Raw genomic sequence first — 19,720 nt, 5'->3', positions numbered from 1 at the left:
TGTGGGAGCGGGCTTGCTCGCGAAGGGGCCCTTACAAGCAATACATTTCTATTTGGAAAGAAACCGCATCGCCTCTTCAAGCCCCCGCAACGTCAGCGGGTACATCTGGTCGTCAATCAGTTCCCGCACAATGTTGGTCGACGACGTATACCCCCACGTATCTTTCGGATACGGGTTGATCCAGATAAGTTTCTTGTACTTCTCCTTGAAACGCTGCATCCACAGGTAACCGGCTTCTTCGTTCCAGTGTTCGACGCTACCGCCGGCCTGGGTAATTTCGTAGGGCGCCATGGCGGCGTCGCCGATGAAGATCACTTTGTAGTCGGCGCCGTACTTGTGCAGCAAATCCTGGGTCGAGGTGCGCTCGGAGGTTCGGCGCATGTTGTTCTTCCACACCGATTCATAAATGAAGTTGTGGAAGTAAAAGTACTCCAGGTGCTTGAACTCGGTCTTGCAGGCCGAGAATAATTCCTCGCAGATCTTCACATGGGCGTCCATCGAGCCGCCGATGTCGAACAACAGCAACAATTTGACGGTGTTGCGTCGCTCCGGCCGCATCTGGATGTTCAGCAGCCCGGCATCGCGTGCGGTGTGGTCGATGGTGCCATCGATGTCCAGCTCTTCCGCCGCACCCTGACGAGCGAATTTGCGCAGCCGACGCAAAGCGACCTTGATATTGCGCGTGCCCAGTTCCACCGAGTCGTCGAGGTTCTTGTACTCGCGCTGATCCCAGACCTTGACCGCCTTGCCCTGGCGCTTGCCGGCATCGCCAACCCGAATGCCCTCCGGGTTGAAGCCGCCGGAGCCGAACGGGCTGGTGCCGCCGGTGCCGATCCATTTGTTGCCACCGGCATGGCGCTCCTTCTGTTCTTCCAGGCGCTTCTTGAATTCTTCGATCAACTTGTCCAGACCGCCGAGGGACTGGATCTGCGCGCGCTCTTCATCGCTCAGGGAGCGTTCGAATTCCTTGCGCAACCAGTCTTCCGGGATCAAGGCCTGAAGGTGATCGTCGAGTTTTTCCAGGCCATTGAAGTAGGCACCGAACGCCCGGTCGAACTTGTCGAAATGCTTTTCGTCCTTCACCAGGATCGCCCGGGACAGGTAATAGAACTCGTCCATGTCGGCGAAGGTCACGCGCTGTTTCAGCGCGTTGATCAGGTCCAGCAGCTCGCGCACCGAGACCGGGACCTTGGCTGCGCGCATTTCATTGAACAGGTTGAGCAGCATGGCTATCGCCCTCTATCTTGTTAAACAGAGGGGTCAGCGAGTGCCGCGACGGCTCATGAACGCCAGACGCTCAAGCAACTGCACGTCCTGCTCGTTCTTCACCAGGGCACCGGCCAGCGGTGGAATGGCCTTGGTCGGATCGCGCTCGCGCAGCACCGCTTCGCCGATGTTGTCGGCCATCAGCAGCTTCAGCCAGTCCACCAGTTCGGAGGTCGACGGCTTCTTCTTCAGGCCCGGCACCTTGCGCACGTCGAAGAACACGTCCAGCGCTTCGCTGACCAGGTCCTTCTTGATGTTCGGATAGTGCACGTCGACGATCCGCTGCATTGTGACGCGATCCGGGAAGGCGATGTAGTGGAAGAAGCAGCGGCGCAGGAAGGCGTCCGGCAGTTCTTTCTCGTTGTTGGAGGTAATGATGATGATCGGGCGCTTCTTGGCCTTGATGGTCTCGTCGATCTCGTAAACGTAGAACTCCATCTTGTCGAGTTCTTGCAGCAGGTCGTTGGGGAACTCGATATCGGCCTTGTCGATCTCGTCGATCAGCAGGATCACCCGCTCTTCGGCCTCGAAAGCCTCCCAGAGCTTGCCCTTTTTCAGGTAGTTGCGAACGTCGTGGACCCTTTCCGTGCCCAGCTGCGAATCGCGCAGGCGGCTGACGGCGTCGTACTCGTACAGGCCCTGATGCGCCTTGGTGGTGGACTTGATGTGCCAGGTGATGAGCTTGGCGCCGAAGGACTCGGCCAGTTGCTCGGCGAGCATGGTCTTGCCGGTGCCCGGTTCGCCCTTGACCAGCAGTGGACGCTCCAGGGTAATGGCGGCGTTGACCGCCAGCTTCAGGTCATCGGTGGCAACGTAGGCCTGGGTGCCTTCGAACTTCATCTGCTAATCCTCGAACGTTAACGCCGACCTGAACGAGGCAGGGCAGGGCGCAATAATGTGTAGTACCCGACTATAACGCGGTGCCCGGTCCACTGTGAACGCAGACGGCTTATTCAGTCTCTGAATGGGGCGTCACATCTTGACTCAGTCTCGGCGGCGGGCCAGTATTGAGCTATCGCCATTTTGGCTATAGCCTGCCCGGCATGTCTACTAAATATCGATTTCGCGACAAGTACCGCATCCAGTTGCGCGAGAAGGATCATCCGCCGCCCCATGTCCACCTTACCGGTGGCGGGCTGGATGTGATGTTGAGCCTGGAAACCGTCGAAGTGATGATGGGCAAGGCGCCGCCGCTGATTATCAAGGAAGCGCTGGAGTGGATCAGGGCTCATCAAGTGCAATTGCTGGAGGACTGGAAACGATGTTAACCATGAAACGACCGCGGCTGTCGGCCGTGCAGGCATTGCCTGATTATCACCTCGCGCTGACCTTTATCGACGGTCAGCAACTGACCCTCGATTTGAGTCGTGACCTGCGCGCCTATCCAGGCCTGCAGCCCTTGCTTGAGTCCGGCGCTTTCGAAGGTACAACCCTGGGCGATGATGGCTGGAGCGTCGAGTGGCCTGAGCTGGACATCCAGATTGGCGCCGACACTCTCTATCTGGATGCGCTTGCACAAAACGCCTCGGACGAAAACACCCGGATTTTCATCGATTGGCGCGCTCGCACCGGGTTACCGCTCAATCAGGCGGCCGAGGCGCTGGGCGTCAGTGCACGAAGCATCACCCGCTACAGCAGTGGCCGTGAAGCAGTGCCGCGATCGTTGGCCCTGGCCTGTCTGGGCTGGGATTTTTTGCAGCAGCGAGACCCGGCGCGAGCGGCTGAAGAGACCGGTCGCTATACCGTCACGCGCAAACCCTAACCCGCATCCGGCTTCGGCCGTTCATACCGTGCATTGAATGCCTGAATGAAACCATTGCGTAAAATCTGCAAAAAAGCCTGAAACGCGCTGACATCCTGCCGATGCACATTGCCGCTCAGCTCCACGCGTGTTGCAAACTGATTCTTGCCCTGATTTTTCAGTACGGTTTCGGAGCCGCCGACGATCGCCTCCCAGATGGAGCGGAATATTCCTTTGTCCTTGTTCTCTACGTCCTGCTGCCAGTTGAACACGTCAACGTCCTTCAGCAGCGGTTTGATGTAACCCGTCAATTGAGCCTTTTTGGCCTGCGCCTCAATCACCACATCACCATGACCGGCGTTGAAATCGAACTTGCCATAGGCCGAGGCGAAATCGTTCATGCGTTTGAGTTCAATGTTCCTGGCGCGCAGCCGGAATTCGAAGTCTTCGAAATTGCTCAGCGGGTCGAAGGTTGCGGTGGTTTCCAATGGCGCATGTCCCAGCAACAACGCCTTGCCTTCGAAGCGAGCGTCGCGTTTCCCTTCGGTGTCGACCACGTTGGTCAGGTTATAGATACTGGCGTTGACCTGGGTGGCGTTCATGTTGACGGGTGGTTTGGAATTGAAATTTCGAAAGCTGATCTTGCCGTCGTTGATGCGCACCTCGTTCAGGGTGATCGGCAGCAACTTGCCCAGTTGCGCCCGCCAGTCCGTACCCTGGCCGGTCTGGGAGTTTTGCTTGTTGGCGCCGCCGTCGACGAAGTTCACTTCGGGGTTGATGAACTGCACCTCGGCCACCACCGCGTGGTCGTGCCAGAGCGAGTGCCAACTGACGGAGAGGTCGATCAGCGGCGCGTTGACGAAAGGTACCGGGACCTTGCCGTCGACCTTGACGATTTTCAGGCCGTTGATTTTGTAGGCGCCGCGCCACAGGGCCAGGTCCACATCGACTATCTGGCCACGGTAGTCGCCCATGTCCGCCAGCTTGTCGTTCAGGTAGTTGCGCACCATGTAGGGCAGGGCAAAATGCAGGGCAATCAGCAGCACGACCAGGCCGCCCAGGATCCACAGCGGCCAACGGTATCTCCGTTTCATGATGGCAAATCTCTGGCGATGTAAAGTCATTGACTGTTGTTGTAACCGGACGTTCGACTGACTGGACGACCACAGGCAACAGGCATACCTTGGAGGGCTTATTCAACGCTGTACAAGGACCCAGCCATGAGCCGTATTTTCGCTGACAACGCCCATTCCATCGGCAATACGCCGCTGGTGCAGATCAACCGCATCGCCCCGCGCGGCGTGACCATCCTGGCCAAGATCGAAGGGCGCAACCCTGGTTATTCGGTCAAGTGCCGGATCGGCGCGAACATGATCTGGGACGCCGAAAGCACCGGCAAACTCAAGGCTGGCATGACCATCGTCGAGCCGACCTCGGGCAATACCGGTATCGGCCTCGCATTTGTTGCCGCGGCGCGTGGTTACAAGTTGATGCTGACCATGCCGTCCTCCATGAGTATCGAGCGACGCAAAGTGCTCAAGGCGCTCGGCGCCGAGCTGGTCTTGACCGAACCGGCCAAGGGCATGAAGGGGGCGATCGAGAAAGCCGCTGAGATTGTTGCCAGCGCCCCGTCGTCCTGTTTCATGCCCGCGCAGTTCGACAACCCGGCCAACCCGGCCATTCACGAGAAAACCACCGGCCCGGAAATCTGGGACGATACCGATGGTGCGGTCGATGTAGTGGTGGCTGGCGTCGGAACGGGCGGAACCATTACCGGGGTTTCGCGGTATATCAAGAATACCCAGGGCAAACCGATCATTTCGGTGGCCGTGGAGCCGGTGTCATCGCCGGTCATTACCCAGGCGCTGGCCGGTGAAGAGATCAAGCCGAGTCCGCACAAGATCCAGGGTATCGGGGCCGGTTTCGTGCCGAAGAACCTGGACCTGTCGATGGTCGATCGGGTCGAGCTGGTCAGCGATGACGAGTCCAAGGCCATGGCCCTGCGTTTGATGCAGGAAGAAGGGATTCTATGCGGGATCTCCTCTGGCGCGGCGATGGCTGTAGCGGTCCGACTGGCGGAAACCCCGGAAATGCAGGGCAAGACCATCGTGGTGATCCTGCCCGATTCCGGCGAGCGTTACCTGTCGAGCATGCTGTTCAGTGATCTGTTTACCGAGCAGGAGACTCAGGCGTAGGAGCTGCCGCAGGCTGCGATCTTTTGATCTTGTTTTTTGATCTTGTGTAAGGGGGGCGCATGCAGCCCCCGTTCAGGAGCCTTGTGTTAGAAGAGCTTTGTTGCACATTCCTCAACACTGAATGTCGAGTTACGCGGGTTTTCCCGAGGCCGGTAATGTTTACCATGCCGGCTGCTACGTCGGGTAAATGGCGTTGTGCAGAGTTGTCGTCTATCAAGGAGTTGCTGATGACCTTTTCCCTTGCCGCGAAGGCGTCGCTGTTGCTGCTGTTTCTGGGCAGTACTCTTTATGTGCATTTGCGCGGCAAGGCGCGATTGCCGGTCCTGCGTCAGTTCGTCAACCACTCGGCCCTGTTCGCCCCCTATAACGCCTTGATGTACCTGTTCTCCAGCGTACCGTCCAGACCCTATCTGGACCGCGGCAAATTCCCCGAACTGGATGTACTCAAGGACAACTGGGAAGTCATCCGCGACGAAGCGATGCACCTGTTTGACGAGGGCTACATCCGCGCCGCCGAGAAGAACAACGATGCCGGTTTCGGTTCATTTTTCAAGAAGGGCTGGAAGCGTTTCTATCTCAAGTGGTACGACAAACCGCTACCCTCGGCGCAAACCCTGTGCCCGAAAACCGTGGCCCTGCTCAGCGGCATTCCCAACGTCAAAGGCGCCATGTTCGCCTTGCTACCAGGCGGCAGTCACCTCAACCCGCACCGCGACCCGTTTGCCGGCTCCCTGCGTTATCACTTGGGGCTGTCGACGCCGAACTCCGATGATTGCCGCATCTTCGTTGACGGTCAGATTTACGCCTGGCGTGATGGCGAGGACGTGATGTTCGACGAGACCTATGTGCACTGGGTCAAGAACGAAACGGAAAAGACCCGGGTCATCCTGTTCTGCGATGTCGAACGGCCGCTGAGCAACCGCTTCATGACCCGAATCAACCGTTGGGTCAGTGGCTTTCTGGGCCGCGCGACTGCACCGCAGAACCTGGATGACGAACGTGTTGGCGGGATCAACCAGGCCTATGCCTGGAGCAAGAACTTCAGCGACAGGTTCAGTGGTGCGATCAAACAGTGGAAGCGTCGTAACCCCAAGGCTTACCGCGTACTGCGGCCAGTGCTGGCGGTCGTGGTGCTGACGTTGTTGGGATATTGGTTGTTCGGTTGATGCAAATTCCTGAATAAAACACCGGTCCCCCTGTAGGAGCAAGCTTGCTCCGGGCGGCGTTCCGACGATGGTCTCAAGGGCGACGTGTTTATTCAGGAGGAACGCGTCATCGTTAACGACCATCGCGAGCAAGCTCGCTCCTACAGGTGTTCAGTCATTGCAATGCATGTCATCGCTGGTTATAGTCGGCGCTCGATGGTTCTCCAAACCACCGATCCACCCATCAAAAAAAGATCAGCCCATGCCAGCTTCCCTCATCAACGCGGTAGTCGATTCAGCGGTCAACGCTGGCGTCATACCGTGCGGGAATCAGCAGCCTGTGCAGATCATTCATTACCCCCCACCTGTCAGTAGCACGCCGGTGTGCGCAGTCGTATCACCGCCAGGCGTCGGCATTTCGGGCTGATCAGCTTTTCTCTGCTGTTCCCCCGCGCCCGCTTGAAAAAACTACTGAATTTCAGCTTTGGCTGAGTTGGCTTTTTGCCTGACTACAGGTGGCATTCATGTTTGTCCTTTCGAAAAAAACCGCGCTCGCGGCGGCGTCCACGAGCCTGTTCGTCCTGCTGTGGAGCAGCGGGGCGATCTTCTCCAAATGGGGCCTGGCCCACGCGTCACCTTTTGCTTTTCTGTTGATTCGCTTCGCCATCGCGCTGTGCGGGCTGGTGCTGTTGATGCCGTTGCTCAAACTGAAATTGCCCAAGGGCGGCAGACCGATGTTGTATGCGATGGCCACGGGCGTGGTGTTATTGGGGGCTTATCAGATTTTCTATCTGCTGGCCCTGGACCTGAAGGTCACGCCCGGCGTGATGGCAACCATCATGGGCGTACAACCGATCCTCACCGTGGTGCTGATGGAGCGTCAGCGTTCCTGGAGCCGGATGTTCGGGCTGGCGCTGGGCCTGACCGGGTTGATCATGGTGGTTTACCAAGGCATCGGTCTGGCGGGCATGTCACTGGCCGGCATGCTCTTCGGTTTGCTGGCGCTGGCGAGCATGACCTTCGGCTCGATCATGCAGAAACGCATCACCGACAATCCCCTCGGCACGCTGCCGGTGCAGTACCTCGCCGGGCTGTTGCTCTGCGGGATTTTCGTGCCGTTCCAGCCCTTTCATTTCGAACACGGCAGCGGGTTCATCGTGCCGGTGTTGTGGATGGGACTGGTGGTGTCGGTGCTGGCGACGTTGCTGCTGTATCGGCTGATCGCACGGGGCAATCTGGTGAACGTCACCAGTCTTTTCTACCTGGTACCGGCGGTGACGGCGGTCATGGACTATCTGATTTTTGGCAATCGCCTGGCGGCCTTGAGCGTGCTCGGCATGTTGCTGATCATCGTTGGCCTGGTGTTCGTCTTCCGTAAAACCGCTTGAAGCAAAACAAGGCCCCGGGGCATGCGCTCCGGGCCTTTTTTACTTGGCCTGCGCATGTTCCGCCCGCACTGAATTCATGAACGCCTGCATCGCCGACGATTGAATGCGATGCCGCCGGGTGATCAGCCCATAGGGGGGCAGCCGTGCTTCGAATTTGATCGGCAGCACCGCCAGCAGATCACGGCCCGGATAATCCTCGACCACCGATACCGGTGTCACACCGAGCATGTCGGTCTGCTGGATCAATGACAGCAAGGTCATGATCGACGTGGTTTCGACAATGCTGCTGGGGATATCGACCCGCGCATTGTGGAACACCTGATTGATGATCGCGCGCATCGGGCTTGGATGCTGTTGCAGCACCCAGGTCATGTTCTGCAACTCCGCCCAGCTCAGCTGCTTCTCCTGCGCCAATGGATTTTGCGCGCCGGCAATCACGCACAAGGCTTCTTCGCCGAGGCTGTCGAAGAGCAATTCTTCGGCCCGTGCGCCTGCGGGAATCCGGCCCAGCACGATATCCAGTTGATCCTGCAACAGCGCCTGCACCAGCACGTCGCTGGTGTCGACCTGGATGCTCATGGATAACCGTGGATGGCTTTGTTTCAAGGTCGCGATGGTTCGGGTCAATAGCCCCGAAGCCAGCGCCGGAATCGCGCCGACCGCGACCCGCCCAAGGTTGCCGGATTCGAGTGCAACCAGTTCTTCACGCATGCCGCTGAGTTCGGCGAACACCATGCGTGCGTAATAAGTGACGGTTTCCCCGAATGGGGTAGAACGCATGCCCCGGGGCAGCCGCTCGAAGAGCTCCACACCTAGCAAGTCCTCGGCTTCGTGCAGCATCTTGGTCGCCGCCGGTTGGGTCATGCCGATGTGGTCGGCGGCGCGGCGCAACGAACCGAATTCCTGCAACGCCAGCATCAGCCGTAGCTGGCGCAGACGCAGTCGACTGTGGATCACATTGGCAACAGGAATTCGGGTCATGGCCGCACTCGCGAAAAAGGACTGCGGCAAGCCTGACAACAAATGTCAGGCGTTGCCAGCATTGCTGCGTCACAGCACCGATTTAGGCTTGGCGACCTGGGGTTTGCGCAGGCCCATCAGGGTTTGCAGCGCCTTGGAAATCAGCGGCCAGAACAGCATCAGCAGCGCTGCCGTGGTCAGGCCGCCCACCAACGGGTTCGACCAGAAGATCCCGATGTGACCGTCGGAGAACAGCATCGACTGACGGAATGCATCTTCAGCCTTGTCGCCCAAAACGGCTGCCAATACCAGCGGAGCAATCGGGTAACCGAGCTTCTTGAACAGATAACCCAGCGCACCGAAGCCGAGCATCAGCACCACGTCGAAGAACGAGTTGTGCACCGAGTAGGCGCCGATGGCGCAGACCATGATGATGATCGGTGCAATGATCGAGAACGGAATGCGCAGGATCGACGCGAACAGCGGTACGGTGGCCAGCACCACGATCAGACTCACCACGTTGCCCAGGTACATGCTGGCGATCAGGCCCCAGACGAAGTCATGCTGCTCGACGAACAGCGTCGGGCCAGGGTGCAGGCCCCAGATCATCAACCCGCCGAGCATCACGGCTGCGGTGGCCGAACCGGGAATGCCCAGGGTCAGCATGGGCAGCAGCGCGCTGGTGCCGGCCGCATGGTCGGCGGTTTCCGGGGCGATCACGCCTTCGAGTTCACCCTTGCCGAAGTTCTCGCGGTTCTTCGAGAAACGTCGCGCCAGGCTATAGCTCATGAACGATGCCGCCGTCGGCCCACCAGGCGTGATGCCCATCCAGCAACCGACCAGGGTGCTGCGCACAATGGTCCACCAGTAACGTGGCAACTTGGCCCAGGTGCGCAGGATCACCATCGGTGTGATGCGTGCATGCTCGCCACGGAATACCAGGCCTTCCTCGACCGTGCAGAGGATTTCCCCAATGCCGAACAGGCCGATGACCGCCACTTCAAAGCTGATGCCAGTCATCAGGGCCGGCTGGTCGAAGGTCAGGCGCAGGTTGCCCGAGACAGTGTCCATGCCGACCGCGGCCATGGCGAAACCGATCATCATCGCCACCACGGTTTTCAGCGGCGGGTTCTTGCTCATGCCGATGAAGGTGCAGAACGCCAACAGGTACACCGCGAAGAACTCCGGCGAACTGAAGGACATTGCGAACGCGGCAATTTTTGTCGACAAGAATGTCAGCAACAACACCCCGGCCAGGGCGCCGATCAGTGCCGAACTGAAGGCAGCGGTCAACGCTTCGGCGGCGCGGCCTTCGCGGGCCATCGGATAGCCGTCGAAGGTGGTCGCCACCGATGAGGGCTCTCCGGGAATGTTGAACAGGATCGAGGTGATCGAGCCGCCGAACAGCGCGCCCCAATACATGCACGACAACAGGATGATCGCCGACACCGGCGACATGGTGAACGTCAGCGGCAGCAGCAACGCTACGCCATTGGGGGCGCCGAGGCCGGGCAATACGCCGACCAGAATGCCCAGCAGCACGCCGATCACCATCAGGCCGATATGGCCGGGGGTCAGGATCAGGTTCATGCCTTGCAGCAGGGAATCGAACTCGCTCATTTGAAATGTCTCCCGGCCAGGGCAATCCAGTCGCCCATAGGGCCGGCATCCAGCGGGACCTTGAACCACAGTGCAAAAATCAGGTAGCTGGCGAGTACTGCACCGAGGGATACAGTGCCGATCATCCACTTGCCATAAGGTTTGACGCGGGTTTTGTCATGCCACATGAACCAGGCGATGAAGCAGGCCGAAGCTACATAGATACCGGTGAACGGCATGGCCGCGACGAACAGTGCAATCGGGATAAACACCGACAGCACTTGCCTGAACGCACTGCGGCTGACGAATGAAATGCTCAGCGCTTTCCAGCGCACCAGGGTCAACACGCCGTTGCCCACACTCGCGGCGCTCAACAGCAGGCCGATGTAAAAGGGGAAGTAACCCGGCTCGGGGCCGGAATCGCCCCAGCCGATACCTTGTTCGACGCTGCCGAACATCACCACCGCGCCGATCAGCGTGGTGAAGAGTGTCAGACCGAGTTCGACCCAGCGGGTACCGACCAGTGCCGGTGAATCCGAAGAATGGGACATGAAAACACCTCCAGCAGGTGACGGCCGTGCGCAGGCGGACGGCCGCGGACAACTCAGTTTTTCAGCCAGCCGGCTTCCTTGAACACCGGCGTGACGCGGGCGGTGTCTTTCTCAATGTAGGCGGTCAGCGGCTCGCCTTCGAGGAAAGTCGGCACCAACGCGTTCTGCTTGACGTAGGCCTTGAACTCCGGGGTCTCAGTGACTTTGCGCATCAATTCGACATAGAACGCGCGCTGTTCGGCGGTGACTTCGCCGGGCATGAACACGGTGCGCGGGAAGCGGTACTGGTCGATGCCCAGGCCTTGTTCGTGGCAGGTCGGAACGTCGGCCCAGGATTTGTCGCCGGCGACTTTCTCGGTGTAACTCATGCGCTCCTTACTGAACACGCAGAGCGGCTCGACCTGGTCGCCACGCCATTGGCTGATGCTTTCGCTGGGGTTGTTGACGTTGGCGGCGATGTGCTTGCCGGCCAGTTGGGTCGCGGCTTCGCTGCCGCTCTTGAACGGGATGTACACCAGTTTGCTGTTGTTGGTCTGGTTTAGCAGCAGGGTCAGGGTCTGGTCGACATCCTTGGACTGGCTACCGCCCATGCGCATTTTCGACGGATCAGCCTTGGCTGCTTCGTAGAAGCCCTTGGCATCTTTCCACGGTGCGTCCTTGTAGCTCCAGAGGATAAAGTCATCCTCGGCCACGGCCGCTACCGGGGTGAGTTCCTGCCATTGATAGCCGAGCTTGGACACCAGCGGCAACAGGTAGATGTTGTTGGTGCCGATCACCAGTTTTTCCGGATCGCCCTTGTTCATTTTCAGGTCGAGAAAGGCTTCGGCGCCATTGCCGCCGCCCTTGTTCAGGACGATGGTATTGACGTCGAGGAACTTGTGGGTGGTGATGATCGACTGGATCAGGCGACCGAGCTGGTCGGTACCGCCACCGGGACCACCAGCGACGACGATTTCGACGTTCTTGTCCGGTTGCCAGGCGTGAGCCAGAGCGGGGAGGATGCCTGCGGCAACCAGCGTGCAACCAAGAGCCAGACGGGACGTACGACGGACGAATGCATTTCGCATGGAAGGGCCTCGTTTTTGTAGTTGTTATGAGTGACTTGTCGGTGCTGAAAGCTGCAAGCCTGGAGTGAGTGTGGGAAGGAGCAAGGCCCGCGTCTAGTCAAAACAATACATACGCCGATAGCCTGGGGTTATAGGTCGCCACAAGTAAAATCGCCTATATCGCCAGGAGCTTTGCGCCAGAGCCATTTGAGTGGAAAGTCGGCACAGGCGCAATACTCTGGAAGCCCCCTGAAAGCAGGGCATGACATAACCCAAGGCTATCGCCTTATTTCAAGTTTTGATTGGACGGTTATCACTGAGCCTTCGATAGTGCTCGTCAGTACCGCCATCAAGCGGTGAATTGCACCCAGGAAAATAATAAATCGAGGTACGCACCATGGCCCGTCCCAGTGCTTCCCCGCATTCGCCTGGCGCAGGTGTCCGGCCGACGACTGCGGCGCCGGCGCATGCGAACATCAACCTCGACGAGGTGCCCCATGGGTGAGCTCTGGAACGGACCGATCATCGACGCCCATCATCACTTCTGGGACCCGTCGATCAATGACCATCCCTGGTTGGCGCCCGAGGCCAATATCCCGTTTCGCTACGGTGATTACAGTGCGATCAAGCGTCGGTATTTTCCTGACGATTACTTCACCGACGCCGGTCCCCATCAGGTCGTGAAAACGGTGTACGTCGAGACCGAATGGAACCCGCGCGACCCGATCGGCGAAACCCGTTTCATTGAGCAATTGGCTGCGCGCTACGGCGTACCGAATGCGATCGTCGCGCAAGCCTGGCTCGATCATCCGGACGCCCTCGAGGTGCTGGCCGAGCAGGCACGCTTCAAGTGCGTGCGCAGCGTTCGGCACAAACCCGGTGGCCCGTCCACGCCCGCGCAGGTTGGCCATGTACGCAGCCTGATGAGTGATGAGCATTGGCGGCGCAGTTACGCCACGCTGCAAGGGCTGGGGCTGCATTTCGATTTGCAGACGCCGTGGTGGAACCTGCACGAAGCCGAAAGGCTGGCCCGGGACTTTCCTGGCACCACGCTGATTCTCAACCACGCCGGCTTGCCCAGTGACCGCAGCGCTGAAGGCCTCGCCGGCTGGCGCCTGGCGATGGCGCGCCTGGCTGAATGGCCTAATGTGCAAGTGAAAATTTCTGGCCTCGGCCAGGCGGGACAGGCGTGGCGTACCAAGGACAATACCTGGATCGTGCGCGAAGTGATCGCGATGTACGGTCCCGGTCGAGTGATGTTCGCCAGCAACTTTCCAGTGGACAGCCTGTGCGGCTCATTCAATGACATCTACCACGGTTTCAAATCCATCGTTGCTGATCTGCCGCTGGCCGATCAGGAGCGACTGTTCTACAGCAACGCGCAGCGGGTTTATCGTTGCGAGCCTGGCGCCATTGACCGGACACGGCCAGAACCCTTGAGGAGTGAAGCATGAACAAGACAACCATCGCCATGGTCCTGGGTGACCCGGCGGGCATCGGCCCGGAACTGATCGCACGCCTGCTCGGCGAGCCCGAAGTGCGCAGCCAGGCCAATGTGATTCTGATTGCCGACGAGGCGGAGATGCGTCGCGGCATGCGCATTGCCGGGACGGAGTTTCCTTACCGTCGCGTGGAATCCCTGGATCAGCTGGATTTTCGCGATGACACGCCGCTGTTCTATGACTTTCGCGGCGACACGCTGGGCGAATTCCCCCGCAGTGAAGCCAGTGTCATCGGTGGTCGCTACAGCCTCGACACCCTGGAAAAAGCCCTGCGCCTGACCGAGGCCGGCACCACCGACGCGGTGCTGTTCGGCCCGCTGAACAAGACCTCGCTGCACATGGCCGGCATGGCCCATAGCGACGAGCTGCACTGGTTCGCCGAGCTGCTGGATTTCCACGGGCCGTTCTGCGAATTCAACGTGCTCGACAATCTCTGGACTTCCCGGGTGACGTCCCACGTGGCCCTGGCCGACGTGCCGGGCATGCTCACCCAGGCGCGGGTGGTGGAAGCGATCCAGCTGATCGACACTGCGCTCAAGCGCAACGGCCTGGAGAAGCCGCGCATCGGTGTGTGTGGGTTGAATCCGCACAACGGCGACAACGGTTCGTTCGGTCGCGAAGAGCTGGACATCATTGGCCCGGCTGTTCGCTCGGCTCAGGCGCTGGGGATTGCGGCTGAAGGACCGTATCCGGGCGATACGATTTTCCTCAAGGTTCAAGGCGATGCCAGTGCGTTCGACGCAGTGGTGACCATGTATCACGACCAGGGTCAGATCGCGATCAAGCTGATGGGGTTCTCCCGTGGCGTGACGGTGCAGGGCGGCTTGCCGATCCCGATCACCACACCGGCGCACGGCACCGCGTTCGACATCGCCGGGCAGGGCAAGGCGAATGTCGGGGCGATTCGCCAGGCGTTCGAGATTGCGTGCCGGATGGGTGCCAACAGCTACTAAAAGCGGTAGATCAAAAGATCGCAGCCTTCGGCAGCTCCTACAGGGGATCGCATTCACCTGTAGGAGCTGCCAAAGGCTGCGATCTTTTTTGTTTGATCTGATAACCCGATCTACCTGATAACCGGTTTTTGCTATCACCCCAGGTTATCGCCGGATACGCATAAGTGATTATCCGTCACCCCCAGGCGCTGGCTAAAGTCGCTCCATCGAATGCCCGGACCGGCCCACACGAGCGGCTCCGCGCAGCGACCCGACAATTACAAAAAGCCGGCAGCGCAAGGAACTGTATTCATGAAAATCAAAGCAATCCGTACCCGCGTTTTCGAGTGGAAGGGCAAAGTCGTTCCACCGCAAGCGCACTTCTGCACCAACGCCAGCGACATCCTGTTCGAGCGCGGCGACGCCATGGGCTCGTTCCGTTTCCACGGCTGGCTGGTGGTGGAGGTCGAGACCGACACCGGTCTTGTCGGCATCGGTAACTGCGCCCTGGCGCCGCGTGTGGCCAAGGAAATCATCGATACCTACCTGGCGCCGATCGCCATTGGCGAAGACCCGTTCGACAACGAATACATCTGGCAGAAAATGTACCGCCAGAGCCACGCCTGGGGCCGCAAAGGCATCGGCATGGCGGCGATTTCGGCGATCGACATCGCCATCTGGGACATCATGGGCAAGGCAGTGAACAAGCCGGTGTTCAAACTGCTCGGCGGGCGGACCAAGGAAAAAATCTGGACCTACGCCTCCAAGCTCTACGCCAACGACAACCTCGACCTGTTCCTCGAAGAAGCCCAGGGCTATCTGAACCAGGGGTTCACCGCGCTGAAAATGCGTTTCGGCTATGGCCCGAAAGATGGCCCGGCGGGCATGCGCAAAAACATCGAACAAGTGCGGGCGCTGCGTGAACTGGCCGGCCCGGACATCGACATCATGCTCGAATGCTACATGGGCTGGACCCTGGAATACGCCCGTCGCATGTTGCCCAAACTCGCCGAGTTCGAACCACGCTGGCTCGAAGAACCGGTGATCGCCGACGACATCGAGGGCTACATCGAGCTGAAAAAGATGGGGATCATGCCGATCTCCGGCGGCGAGCATGAATTCACGTCCTACGGCTTCAAGGACCTGCTGGAACGCCGTGCCATCGACGTGATCCAGTACGACACCAACCGCGTCGGCGGCATCACTGCCGCGCGCAAGATCAATGCCATGGCCGAAGCCTGGTCGGTGCCGGTCATCCCGCACGCCGGGCAGATGCACAACTACCACCTGACCATGTCCACCACCGCCTCGCCGATGGCCGAGTTCTTCCCGGTGTTTGACGTCGAGGTCGGCAACGAACTCTTTTACTACGTGTTCAAGGGCGAACCACAACCGGTCAACGGCTACATCCAGCTCGACGACAACACGCCGGGTCTGGGCCTGGAAATCTCCGATGAGTACCTCGGCGACTTCAACATCATCGAGTGACCTTGAGGCGCCGTCTGCGGGCGGCGCCATCCACGACTTTCTGGAGGGCCGGACATGCGCCTGATTCAATTTGAAAACACTGCCGGGGAGCGCCAGGTCGGTCTCGTCGAGGGTTCCCAGGTCCAGGTATTGCGCGCCACCCGCAGCACCCGCGAACTGGCACTCGAGGCCATTCGCGCCCAGCGCAGCCTGCAAGAAGAAGTCGCCTTGCGCGGCACCGAGCCGGGCCCGGATTACGCGCAACTGTTGCAGCAGGGCAACGTGCTGCCGCCGCTGGACCACGAAGACCCGGCCCATTGCCTGATCAGCGGCACCGGCCTGACCCATTTGGGCAGCGCCTCGGCGCGGGACAAGATGCACCAGCAGGACGGTGCGGTCGAAGCCGGCATGACCGACACCATGCGCATTTTCAAATGGGGCCTGGAGGGCGGCAAACCAGCAGCCGGTCAAGTCGGTACGCAGCCGGAATGGTTCTACAAGGGCGACGGCAGCATCGTCGTGCGCCCCGGCGCGGACTTCCCGCTGCCGCCATTTGCCGAGGATGCCGGCGAAGAACCGGAACTGACCGGGCTCTATGTGATTGGCGATGACGGCCAGCCGTATCGCGTCGGTTTTGCCCTGGGCAACGAGTTCTCCGACCATGTGATGGAGCGGCGCAATTACCTGTACCTCGCCCATTCGAAACTGCGCTTCTGCGCCTACGGTCCGGAGCTGCGGGTTGGTGAACTGCCCAGGCACCTGGCGGGCACCAGCCGCATTACACGCAACGGCGAAACGATCTGGGAAAAGGAGTTTCTCAGCGGCGAAGACAACATGTGCCACAGCCTCGCCAACCTCGAATTCCACCACTTCAAATATGCGCAGTTTCTGCGTCCGGGCGATATCCACGTGCATTACTTCGGCACTGCCACGCTGTCGTTTGCCGACGGGGTGAAAACCCAGCCGGGGGATCGCTTCCAGATCAGCCTCGATGAGTTCGGCGCACCGCTGGAAAACGGCATCGGCGAAAGTGCCCAGCCGTTGGCCATCGGCCAGGTTCGTGCGCTCTAAAAGCAAGGGATCGGGAAACACCGACGAACCTGTAGAAGCTGGCTTGCCAGCGATTGGCCTCCAAGCCTTGCGCCGTCCTGGTGGACGCTATCGCCAGCAAGCCGGCTCCTACAGGTCGCCTACCCGTTTCTACACAATCGATCAGGAAACGCCTCATGACCACGCTACTTGGACACAACTACATCGGCGGCCAGCGCAGCGCCACCGGCACCCTGCAGCTGCAAAGCCTCGACGCGACCAGCGGTGAGCCGCTTCCCGGCAGCTTCTTCCAGGCGACCGAAACCGAAGTAAATGCCGCCGCTAACGCTGCCGCGGCTGCCTACCCGATCTACCGCAACCTCAGCGCGGAAAAACGCGCGCTGTTCCTCGACGCCATCGCCGATGAAATCGATGCCTTGGGTGATGATTTTGTCGCGACAGTGTGCCGCGAAACCGCATTGCCAGCCGGGCGCATTCAGGGCGAGCGCGCACGCACCAGCGGCCAGATGCGCCTGTTCGCCAAGGTCCTGCGTCGTGGTGATTTTTATGGCGCGCGGATTGATCGGGCACTGCCGGATCGTCAGCCGTTGCCGCGTCCGGATCTGCGTCAGTTCCGCATTGCATTAGGGCCGGTCGCGGTGTTCGGTGCGAGTAACTTTCCGCTGGCATTTTCCACGGCCGGTGGTGACACCGCTTCCGCGCTGGCCGCCGGTTGCCCGGTGGTGTTCAAGGCTCACAGCGGCCACATGGCGACCGCCGAATGGGTGGCGGATGCGATCATCCGCGCCGCCGAGCGCAGCGAAATGCCGGCCGGTGTGTTCAATATGATCTACGGCGGTGGCGTTGGTGAATGGCTGGTCAAGCACCCGGCGATTCAGGCCGTGGGTTTCACCGGTTCGCTCAAGGGCGGCAATGCCCTGAGCCACATGGCCGCGACTCGGCCGCAGCCGATCCCGGTATTTGCCGAGATGTCGAGCATCAACCCGGTGTTCCTGCTGCCTGAAGCCCTCGCGGTGCGTGGCGAACAGATCGCGGCGCAACTGGCCGGTTCAGTGACGCTGGGTTGTGGTCAGTTCTGCACCAGTCCGGGCCTGGTGATCGGCCTGCGCTCTCCACAATTCAGTACCTTTGTCGAAACGTTTTGCGCCAGCATGAACCAACAACCGCTGCAGACCATGCTCAACGCCGGCGCGCTGGTCAGCTACAGCAAAGGCCTGGGCGAACTGCACGAGCATCCGGGGCTGACGCATCTGGCGGGTAAGCCGCAACAGGGCAGTCAGGCTCAACCGCAGGTGTTCCAGGCGGATGTCAGTCTGTTGCTCAAGGGCGATGAACTGCTTCAGGAAGAGGTTTTCGGACCGACCACCATCGTCGTTGAAGTGGCAGATCGTGCGCAGCTTACGGCGGCGCTGCATGGGCTGCGCGGGCAACTGACGGCGACGCTGATCGGTGAGGCCGGGGAGTTGCTGGAGTATCGCTGGCTGGCTGAGTCACTGCAGGAAAAGGTCGGGCGGATTCTGCTCAATGGCTATCCGACCGGGGTCGAGGTTTGCGACGCAATGGTGCATGGCGGGCCGTACCCGGCGACGTCCGATTCGCGAGGGACGTCGGTCGGCACCCTGGCCATCGACCGCTTCCTGCGGCCGGTGTGCTTCCAGAATTATCCGGATGCGATGTTGCCGGAAGCGTTGCAGGACGCTAATCCGTTGGGGATTCGGCGGTTGGTGGATGGCGAGGTGAGCCAACTGGCTTTGTAGTTGTCTGGGCCGACATCATCGCGGGCAAGCCCGCTCCCACAGGATTGGGTGCTGCTCACAGAATTTGTGTACGACACCAATCCCTGTAGGAGCTGGCTTGCCAGCGAAGGCGCCATCAGCAACACCACCAAACTATCTGGCTGCCCCTACCTCAGCCGCCTTCACCACCGCCGGCTTCAACACCAACCACAACGCCGCCGCGATCAACACCCCGCCATAGATATGCGCCATCGACAACGGCTCATCCAGCAACAACGCCCCCCACAACACCCCGAACGGCGGAATCAGGAAGGTCGTGGTCATCGACTTCACCGGCCCGACCGAGCTGAGTAGGCGGAAGTAAATAATGTACGCCAACGCGGTACATACCAGCCCCAACCCCAGCAACGACAGCCAGACACTCCAGCCGCCCCAGCTCGCCGGTGGCTGGCTGATCACGCTGTAGCCAAACAGCGGCAGCAACAACAACGTCGCGCCCAGCATGCTGCCCAGCGCCGAAAGACGACTGTCGAGACCGCCGGCCTGGTCGAGCCAACGGCGTGCAAGGAACCCGGCGAAACCGTAGCAGGTGGTGGCGAGCAGGCAGGCGAGGGCGCCCATCAACAGGTCCATGTCGAACGCCACCGGCCCGGCCCGGGTCAGGATGCCGACGCCGAACAGGCCGAGAAATACCCCGCCGAGCTTGGCGGCGGTGAGTTTTTCATGGAAGAACAGACCGCCGATCAACACCCCCATCAGCGGCGTCGTGGCATTGAAAATCGCCGAGTAACCGGCCGGCAACACTTGGGCGGCGACCGAATAAAGGGTCGCGGGAATCCCGGAGTTGATCATCCCCAGCAGCATCACCGTCTTGAGTTTGCCTTTGAAGTCCCAGCTGATGCGCATCAGGCCCAGGATCACCAGCAACCCGACTGCCGCAATCGACACGCGGAAAAAAGCCGTGGGAACGGTGCCGATCACTGGGGCGATGATGCGCATGAACAGGAAGCTCGCCCCCCAAATGGCGGCAAGTGCCAGCAAACGCAGAGTATCGACGAGGTTCACAACGTTTTCCTTCCATGATGGCGCGCAAGTGTCGCGCCAGTCAGGGCACAAGGCAATGGTTGCGTTGCGTCACACAG

The 19,720-nt window shown here is 60.1% G+C and carries 18 protein-coding genes; 10 read left to right on the top strand and 8 right to left on the bottom strand.

The features are described from left to right. Positions 1 to 48 precede the first annotated feature (48 nt). Both ACA067_RS24870 and ACA067_RS24865 read right to left on the bottom strand, forming a co-directional pair. Entirely contained in the window at positions 49 to 1,227 is a 1,179-nt protein-coding gene (locus tag ACA067_RS24870) for a vWA domain-containing protein (protein ID WP_497458936.1), read from the bottom strand. A gap of 33 nt (positions 1,228 to 1,260) precedes the next feature. Then, complete coding sequence (locus ACA067_RS24865) at positions 1,261 to 2,106, bottom strand: AAA family ATPase (protein WP_497453509.1); 846 nt, start codon at positions 2,104 to 2,106, stop codon at positions 1,261 to 1,263. A 203-nt stretch (positions 2,107 to 2,309) separates the two neighbouring features. Between ACA067_RS24865 and ACA067_RS24860 the strand changes: the two genes are divergently transcribed. Together ACA067_RS24860 and ACA067_RS24855 are read left to right on the top strand one after the other, a co-directional pair. After that, the gene (locus ACA067_RS24860; RefSeq protein WP_497458935.1) at positions 2,310 to 2,534 is read left to right on the top strand and encodes a DUF4160 domain-containing protein; all 225 of its coding nucleotides are present in this window, start codon (positions 2,310 to 2,312) and stop codon (positions 2,532 to 2,534) included. After that, positions 2,528 to 3,028, top strand: a complete 501-nt coding sequence (locus ACA067_RS24855) for a DUF2442 domain-containing protein (RefSeq protein ID WP_497458934.1) — start codon at positions 2,528 to 2,530, stop codon at positions 3,026 to 3,028. The genes ACA067_RS24860 and ACA067_RS24855 overlap by 7 nt, the downstream gene beginning before the upstream one ends. Here the strand turns inward: ACA067_RS24855 and ACA067_RS24850 are convergent. Beyond that, the gene (locus tag ACA067_RS24850; protein ID WP_497458933.1) at positions 3,025 to 4,131 is read right to left on the bottom strand and encodes a DUF748 domain-containing protein; all 1,107 of its coding nucleotides are present in this window, start codon (positions 4,129 to 4,131) and stop codon (positions 3,025 to 3,027) included. The two genes, ACA067_RS24855 and ACA067_RS24850, sit on opposite strands and share 4 nt — an antisense overlap. Positions 4,132 to 4,227: 96 nt before the next feature. On the opposite strand from ACA067_RS24850, the gene cysK reads away from it, so the two are divergent. The 3 genes from cysK to ACA067_RS24835 all read left to right on the top strand — a co-directional run bounded on the left by cysK (position 4,228) and on the right by ACA067_RS24835 (position 7,735). Continuing rightward, positions 4,228 to 5,202 (top strand): cysteine synthase A, encoded by a 975-nt coding sequence (gene cysK / locus ACA067_RS24845; RefSeq protein WP_497458932.1) that lies wholly within the window; start codon positions 4,228 to 4,230, stop codon positions 5,200 to 5,202. Positions 5,203 to 5,429: 227 nt separating this feature from the next. Next, a complete protein-coding gene (locus tag ACA067_RS24840; protein ID WP_497458931.1) occupies positions 5,430 to 6,368 on the top strand; it encodes an aspartyl/asparaginyl beta-hydroxylase domain-containing protein in 939 nt (312 codons plus the stop codon). A 503-nt stretch (positions 6,369 to 6,871) separates the two neighbouring features. Then, a complete protein-coding gene (locus ACA067_RS24835) occupies positions 6,872 to 7,735 on the top strand; it encodes a DMT family transporter (protein WP_497458930.1) in 864 nt (287 codons plus the stop codon). A 39-nt stretch (positions 7,736 to 7,774) separates the two neighbouring features. Here ACA067_RS24835 and ACA067_RS24830 read toward each other — a convergent pair whose 3' ends face one another. The 4 genes from ACA067_RS24830 to ACA067_RS24815 all read right to left on the bottom strand — a co-directional run bounded on the left by ACA067_RS24830 (position 7,775) and on the right by ACA067_RS24815 (position 11,912). Continuing rightward, on the bottom strand, positions 7,775 to 8,716 hold the full coding sequence (locus ACA067_RS24830) for a LysR family transcriptional regulator (RefSeq protein WP_497458929.1): 942 nt from the start codon (positions 8,714 to 8,716) through the stop codon (positions 7,775 to 7,777). 69 nt (positions 8,717 to 8,785) lie between these two features. After that, positions 8,786 to 10,315, bottom strand: a complete 1,530-nt coding sequence (locus tag ACA067_RS24825) for a tripartite tricarboxylate transporter permease (protein ID WP_497458928.1) — start codon at positions 10,313 to 10,315, stop codon at positions 8,786 to 8,788. Then, a complete protein-coding gene (locus ACA067_RS24820) occupies positions 10,312 to 10,845 on the bottom strand; it encodes a tripartite tricarboxylate transporter TctB family protein (RefSeq protein WP_497458927.1) in 534 nt (177 codons plus the stop codon). Before ACA067_RS24820 ends, ACA067_RS24825 begins: the two co-directional genes overlap by 4 nt. 53 nt (positions 10,846 to 10,898) lie before the next feature. Next, positions 10,899 to 11,912, bottom strand: coding sequence for a Bug family tripartite tricarboxylate transporter substrate binding protein (locus ACA067_RS24815; protein ID WP_497458926.1), 1,014 nt, complete (start codon positions 11,910 to 11,912; stop codon positions 10,899 to 10,901). 476 nt (positions 11,913 to 12,388) lie between these two features. On the opposite strand from ACA067_RS24815, the gene ACA067_RS24810 reads away from it, so the two are divergent. The 5 genes from ACA067_RS24810 (at position 12,389) to ACA067_RS24790 (ending at position 18,599) form a co-directional block, all read left to right on the top strand. Beyond that, the gene (locus ACA067_RS24810; RefSeq protein ID WP_497458925.1) at positions 12,389 to 13,345 is read left to right on the top strand and encodes an amidohydrolase family protein; all 957 of its coding nucleotides are present in this window, start codon (positions 12,389 to 12,391) and stop codon (positions 13,343 to 13,345) included. Next, the gene (locus ACA067_RS24805; RefSeq protein ID WP_497458924.1) at positions 13,342 to 14,346 is read left to right on the top strand and encodes a 4-hydroxythreonine-4-phosphate dehydrogenase PdxA; all 1,005 of its coding nucleotides are present in this window, start codon (positions 13,342 to 13,344) and stop codon (positions 14,344 to 14,346) included. Before ACA067_RS24810 ends, ACA067_RS24805 begins: the two co-directional genes overlap by 4 nt. 291 nt (positions 14,347 to 14,637) lie before the next feature. Then, a complete protein-coding gene (locus ACA067_RS24800) occupies positions 14,638 to 15,813 on the top strand; it encodes an L-rhamnonate dehydratase (RefSeq protein WP_497458923.1) in 1,176 nt (391 codons plus the stop codon). Between the two features lie 54 nt (positions 15,814 to 15,867). Then, positions 15,868 to 16,863: an AraD1 family protein gene (gene araD1, locus ACA067_RS24795; protein ID WP_497458922.1), complete on the top strand. Its 996-nt coding sequence runs from the start codon at positions 15,868 to 15,870 to the stop codon at positions 16,861 to 16,863. 155 nt (positions 16,864 to 17,018) lie between these two features. Continuing rightward, a complete protein-coding gene (locus ACA067_RS24790) occupies positions 17,019 to 18,599 on the top strand; it encodes an aldehyde dehydrogenase (NADP(+)) (RefSeq protein ID WP_497458921.1) in 1,581 nt (526 codons plus the stop codon). A 132-nt stretch (positions 18,600 to 18,731) separates the two neighbouring features. On the opposite strand, the gene ACA067_RS24785 is transcribed toward ACA067_RS24790, so the two are convergent. After that, on the bottom strand, positions 18,732 to 19,643 hold the full coding sequence (locus ACA067_RS24785) for a DMT family transporter (protein WP_497458920.1): 912 nt from the start codon (positions 19,641 to 19,643) through the stop codon (positions 18,732 to 18,734). Positions 19,644 to 19,720 lie beyond the last annotated feature (77 nt).

Source organism: Pseudomonas sp. LBUM1674, assembly GCF_059695635.1.
This window is presented reverse-complemented; position numbering and strand designations above follow the sequence as displayed.

Bases quoted from the DNA above. Each gene is read 5' to 3' on its own strand.
- ACA067_RS24790 (WP_497458921.1), top strand. From the start codon at position 17,019: ATGACCACGCTACTTGGACACAACTACATCGGCGGCCAGCGCAGCGCC.
- ACA067_RS24865 (WP_497453509.1), bottom strand. From the start codon at position 2,106: ATGAAGTTCGAAGGCACCCAGGCCTACGTTGCCACCGATGACCTGAAG.
- araD1 (WP_497458922.1), top strand. From the start codon at position 15,868: ATGCGCCTGATTCAATTTGAAAACACTGCCGGGGAGCGCCAGGTCGGT.
- ACA067_RS24800 (WP_497458923.1), top strand. From the start codon at position 14,638: ATGAAAATCAAAGCAATCCGTACCCGCGTTTTCGAGTGGAAGGGCAAA.
- ACA067_RS24840 (WP_497458931.1), top strand. From the start codon at position 5,430: ATGACCTTTTCCCTTGCCGCGAAGGCGTCGCTGTTGCTGCTGTTTCTG.
- ACA067_RS24820 (WP_497458927.1), bottom strand. From the start codon at position 10,845: ATGTCCCATTCTTCGGATTCACCGGCACTGGTCGGTACCCGCTGGGTC.
- ACA067_RS24850 (WP_497458933.1), bottom strand. From the start codon at position 4,131: ATGACTTTACATCGCCAGAGATTTGCCATCATGAAACGGAGATACCGT.
- ACA067_RS24815 (WP_497458926.1), bottom strand. From the start codon at position 11,912: ATGCGAAATGCATTCGTCCGTCGTACGTCCCGTCTGGCTCTTGGTTGC.
- ACA067_RS24830 (WP_497458929.1), bottom strand. From the start codon at position 8,716: ATGACCCGAATTCCTGTTGCCAATGTGATCCACAGTCGACTGCGTCTG.
- ACA067_RS24825 (WP_497458928.1), bottom strand. From the start codon at position 10,315: ATGAGCGAGTTCGATTCCCTGCTGCAAGGCATGAACCTGATCCTGACC.
- ACA067_RS24870 (WP_497458936.1), bottom strand. From the start codon at position 1,227: ATGCTGCTCAACCTGTTCAATGAAATGCGCGCAGCCAAGGTCCCGGTC.
- ACA067_RS24855 (WP_497458934.1), top strand. From the start codon at position 2,528: ATGTTAACCATGAAACGACCGCGGCTGTCGGCCGTGCAGGCATTGCCT.
- ACA067_RS24805 (WP_497458924.1), top strand. From the start codon at position 13,342: ATGAACAAGACAACCATCGCCATGGTCCTGGGTGACCCGGCGGGCATC.
- ACA067_RS24835 (WP_497458930.1), top strand. From the start codon at position 6,872: ATGTTTGTCCTTTCGAAAAAAACCGCGCTCGCGGCGGCGTCCACGAGC.
- ACA067_RS24860 (WP_497458935.1), top strand. From the start codon at position 2,310: ATGTCTACTAAATATCGATTTCGCGACAAGTACCGCATCCAGTTGCGC.
- cysK (WP_497458932.1), top strand. From the start codon at position 4,228: ATGAGCCGTATTTTCGCTGACAACGCCCATTCCATCGGCAATACGCCG.
- ACA067_RS24810 (WP_497458925.1), top strand. From the start codon at position 12,389: ATGGGTGAGCTCTGGAACGGACCGATCATCGACGCCCATCATCACTTC.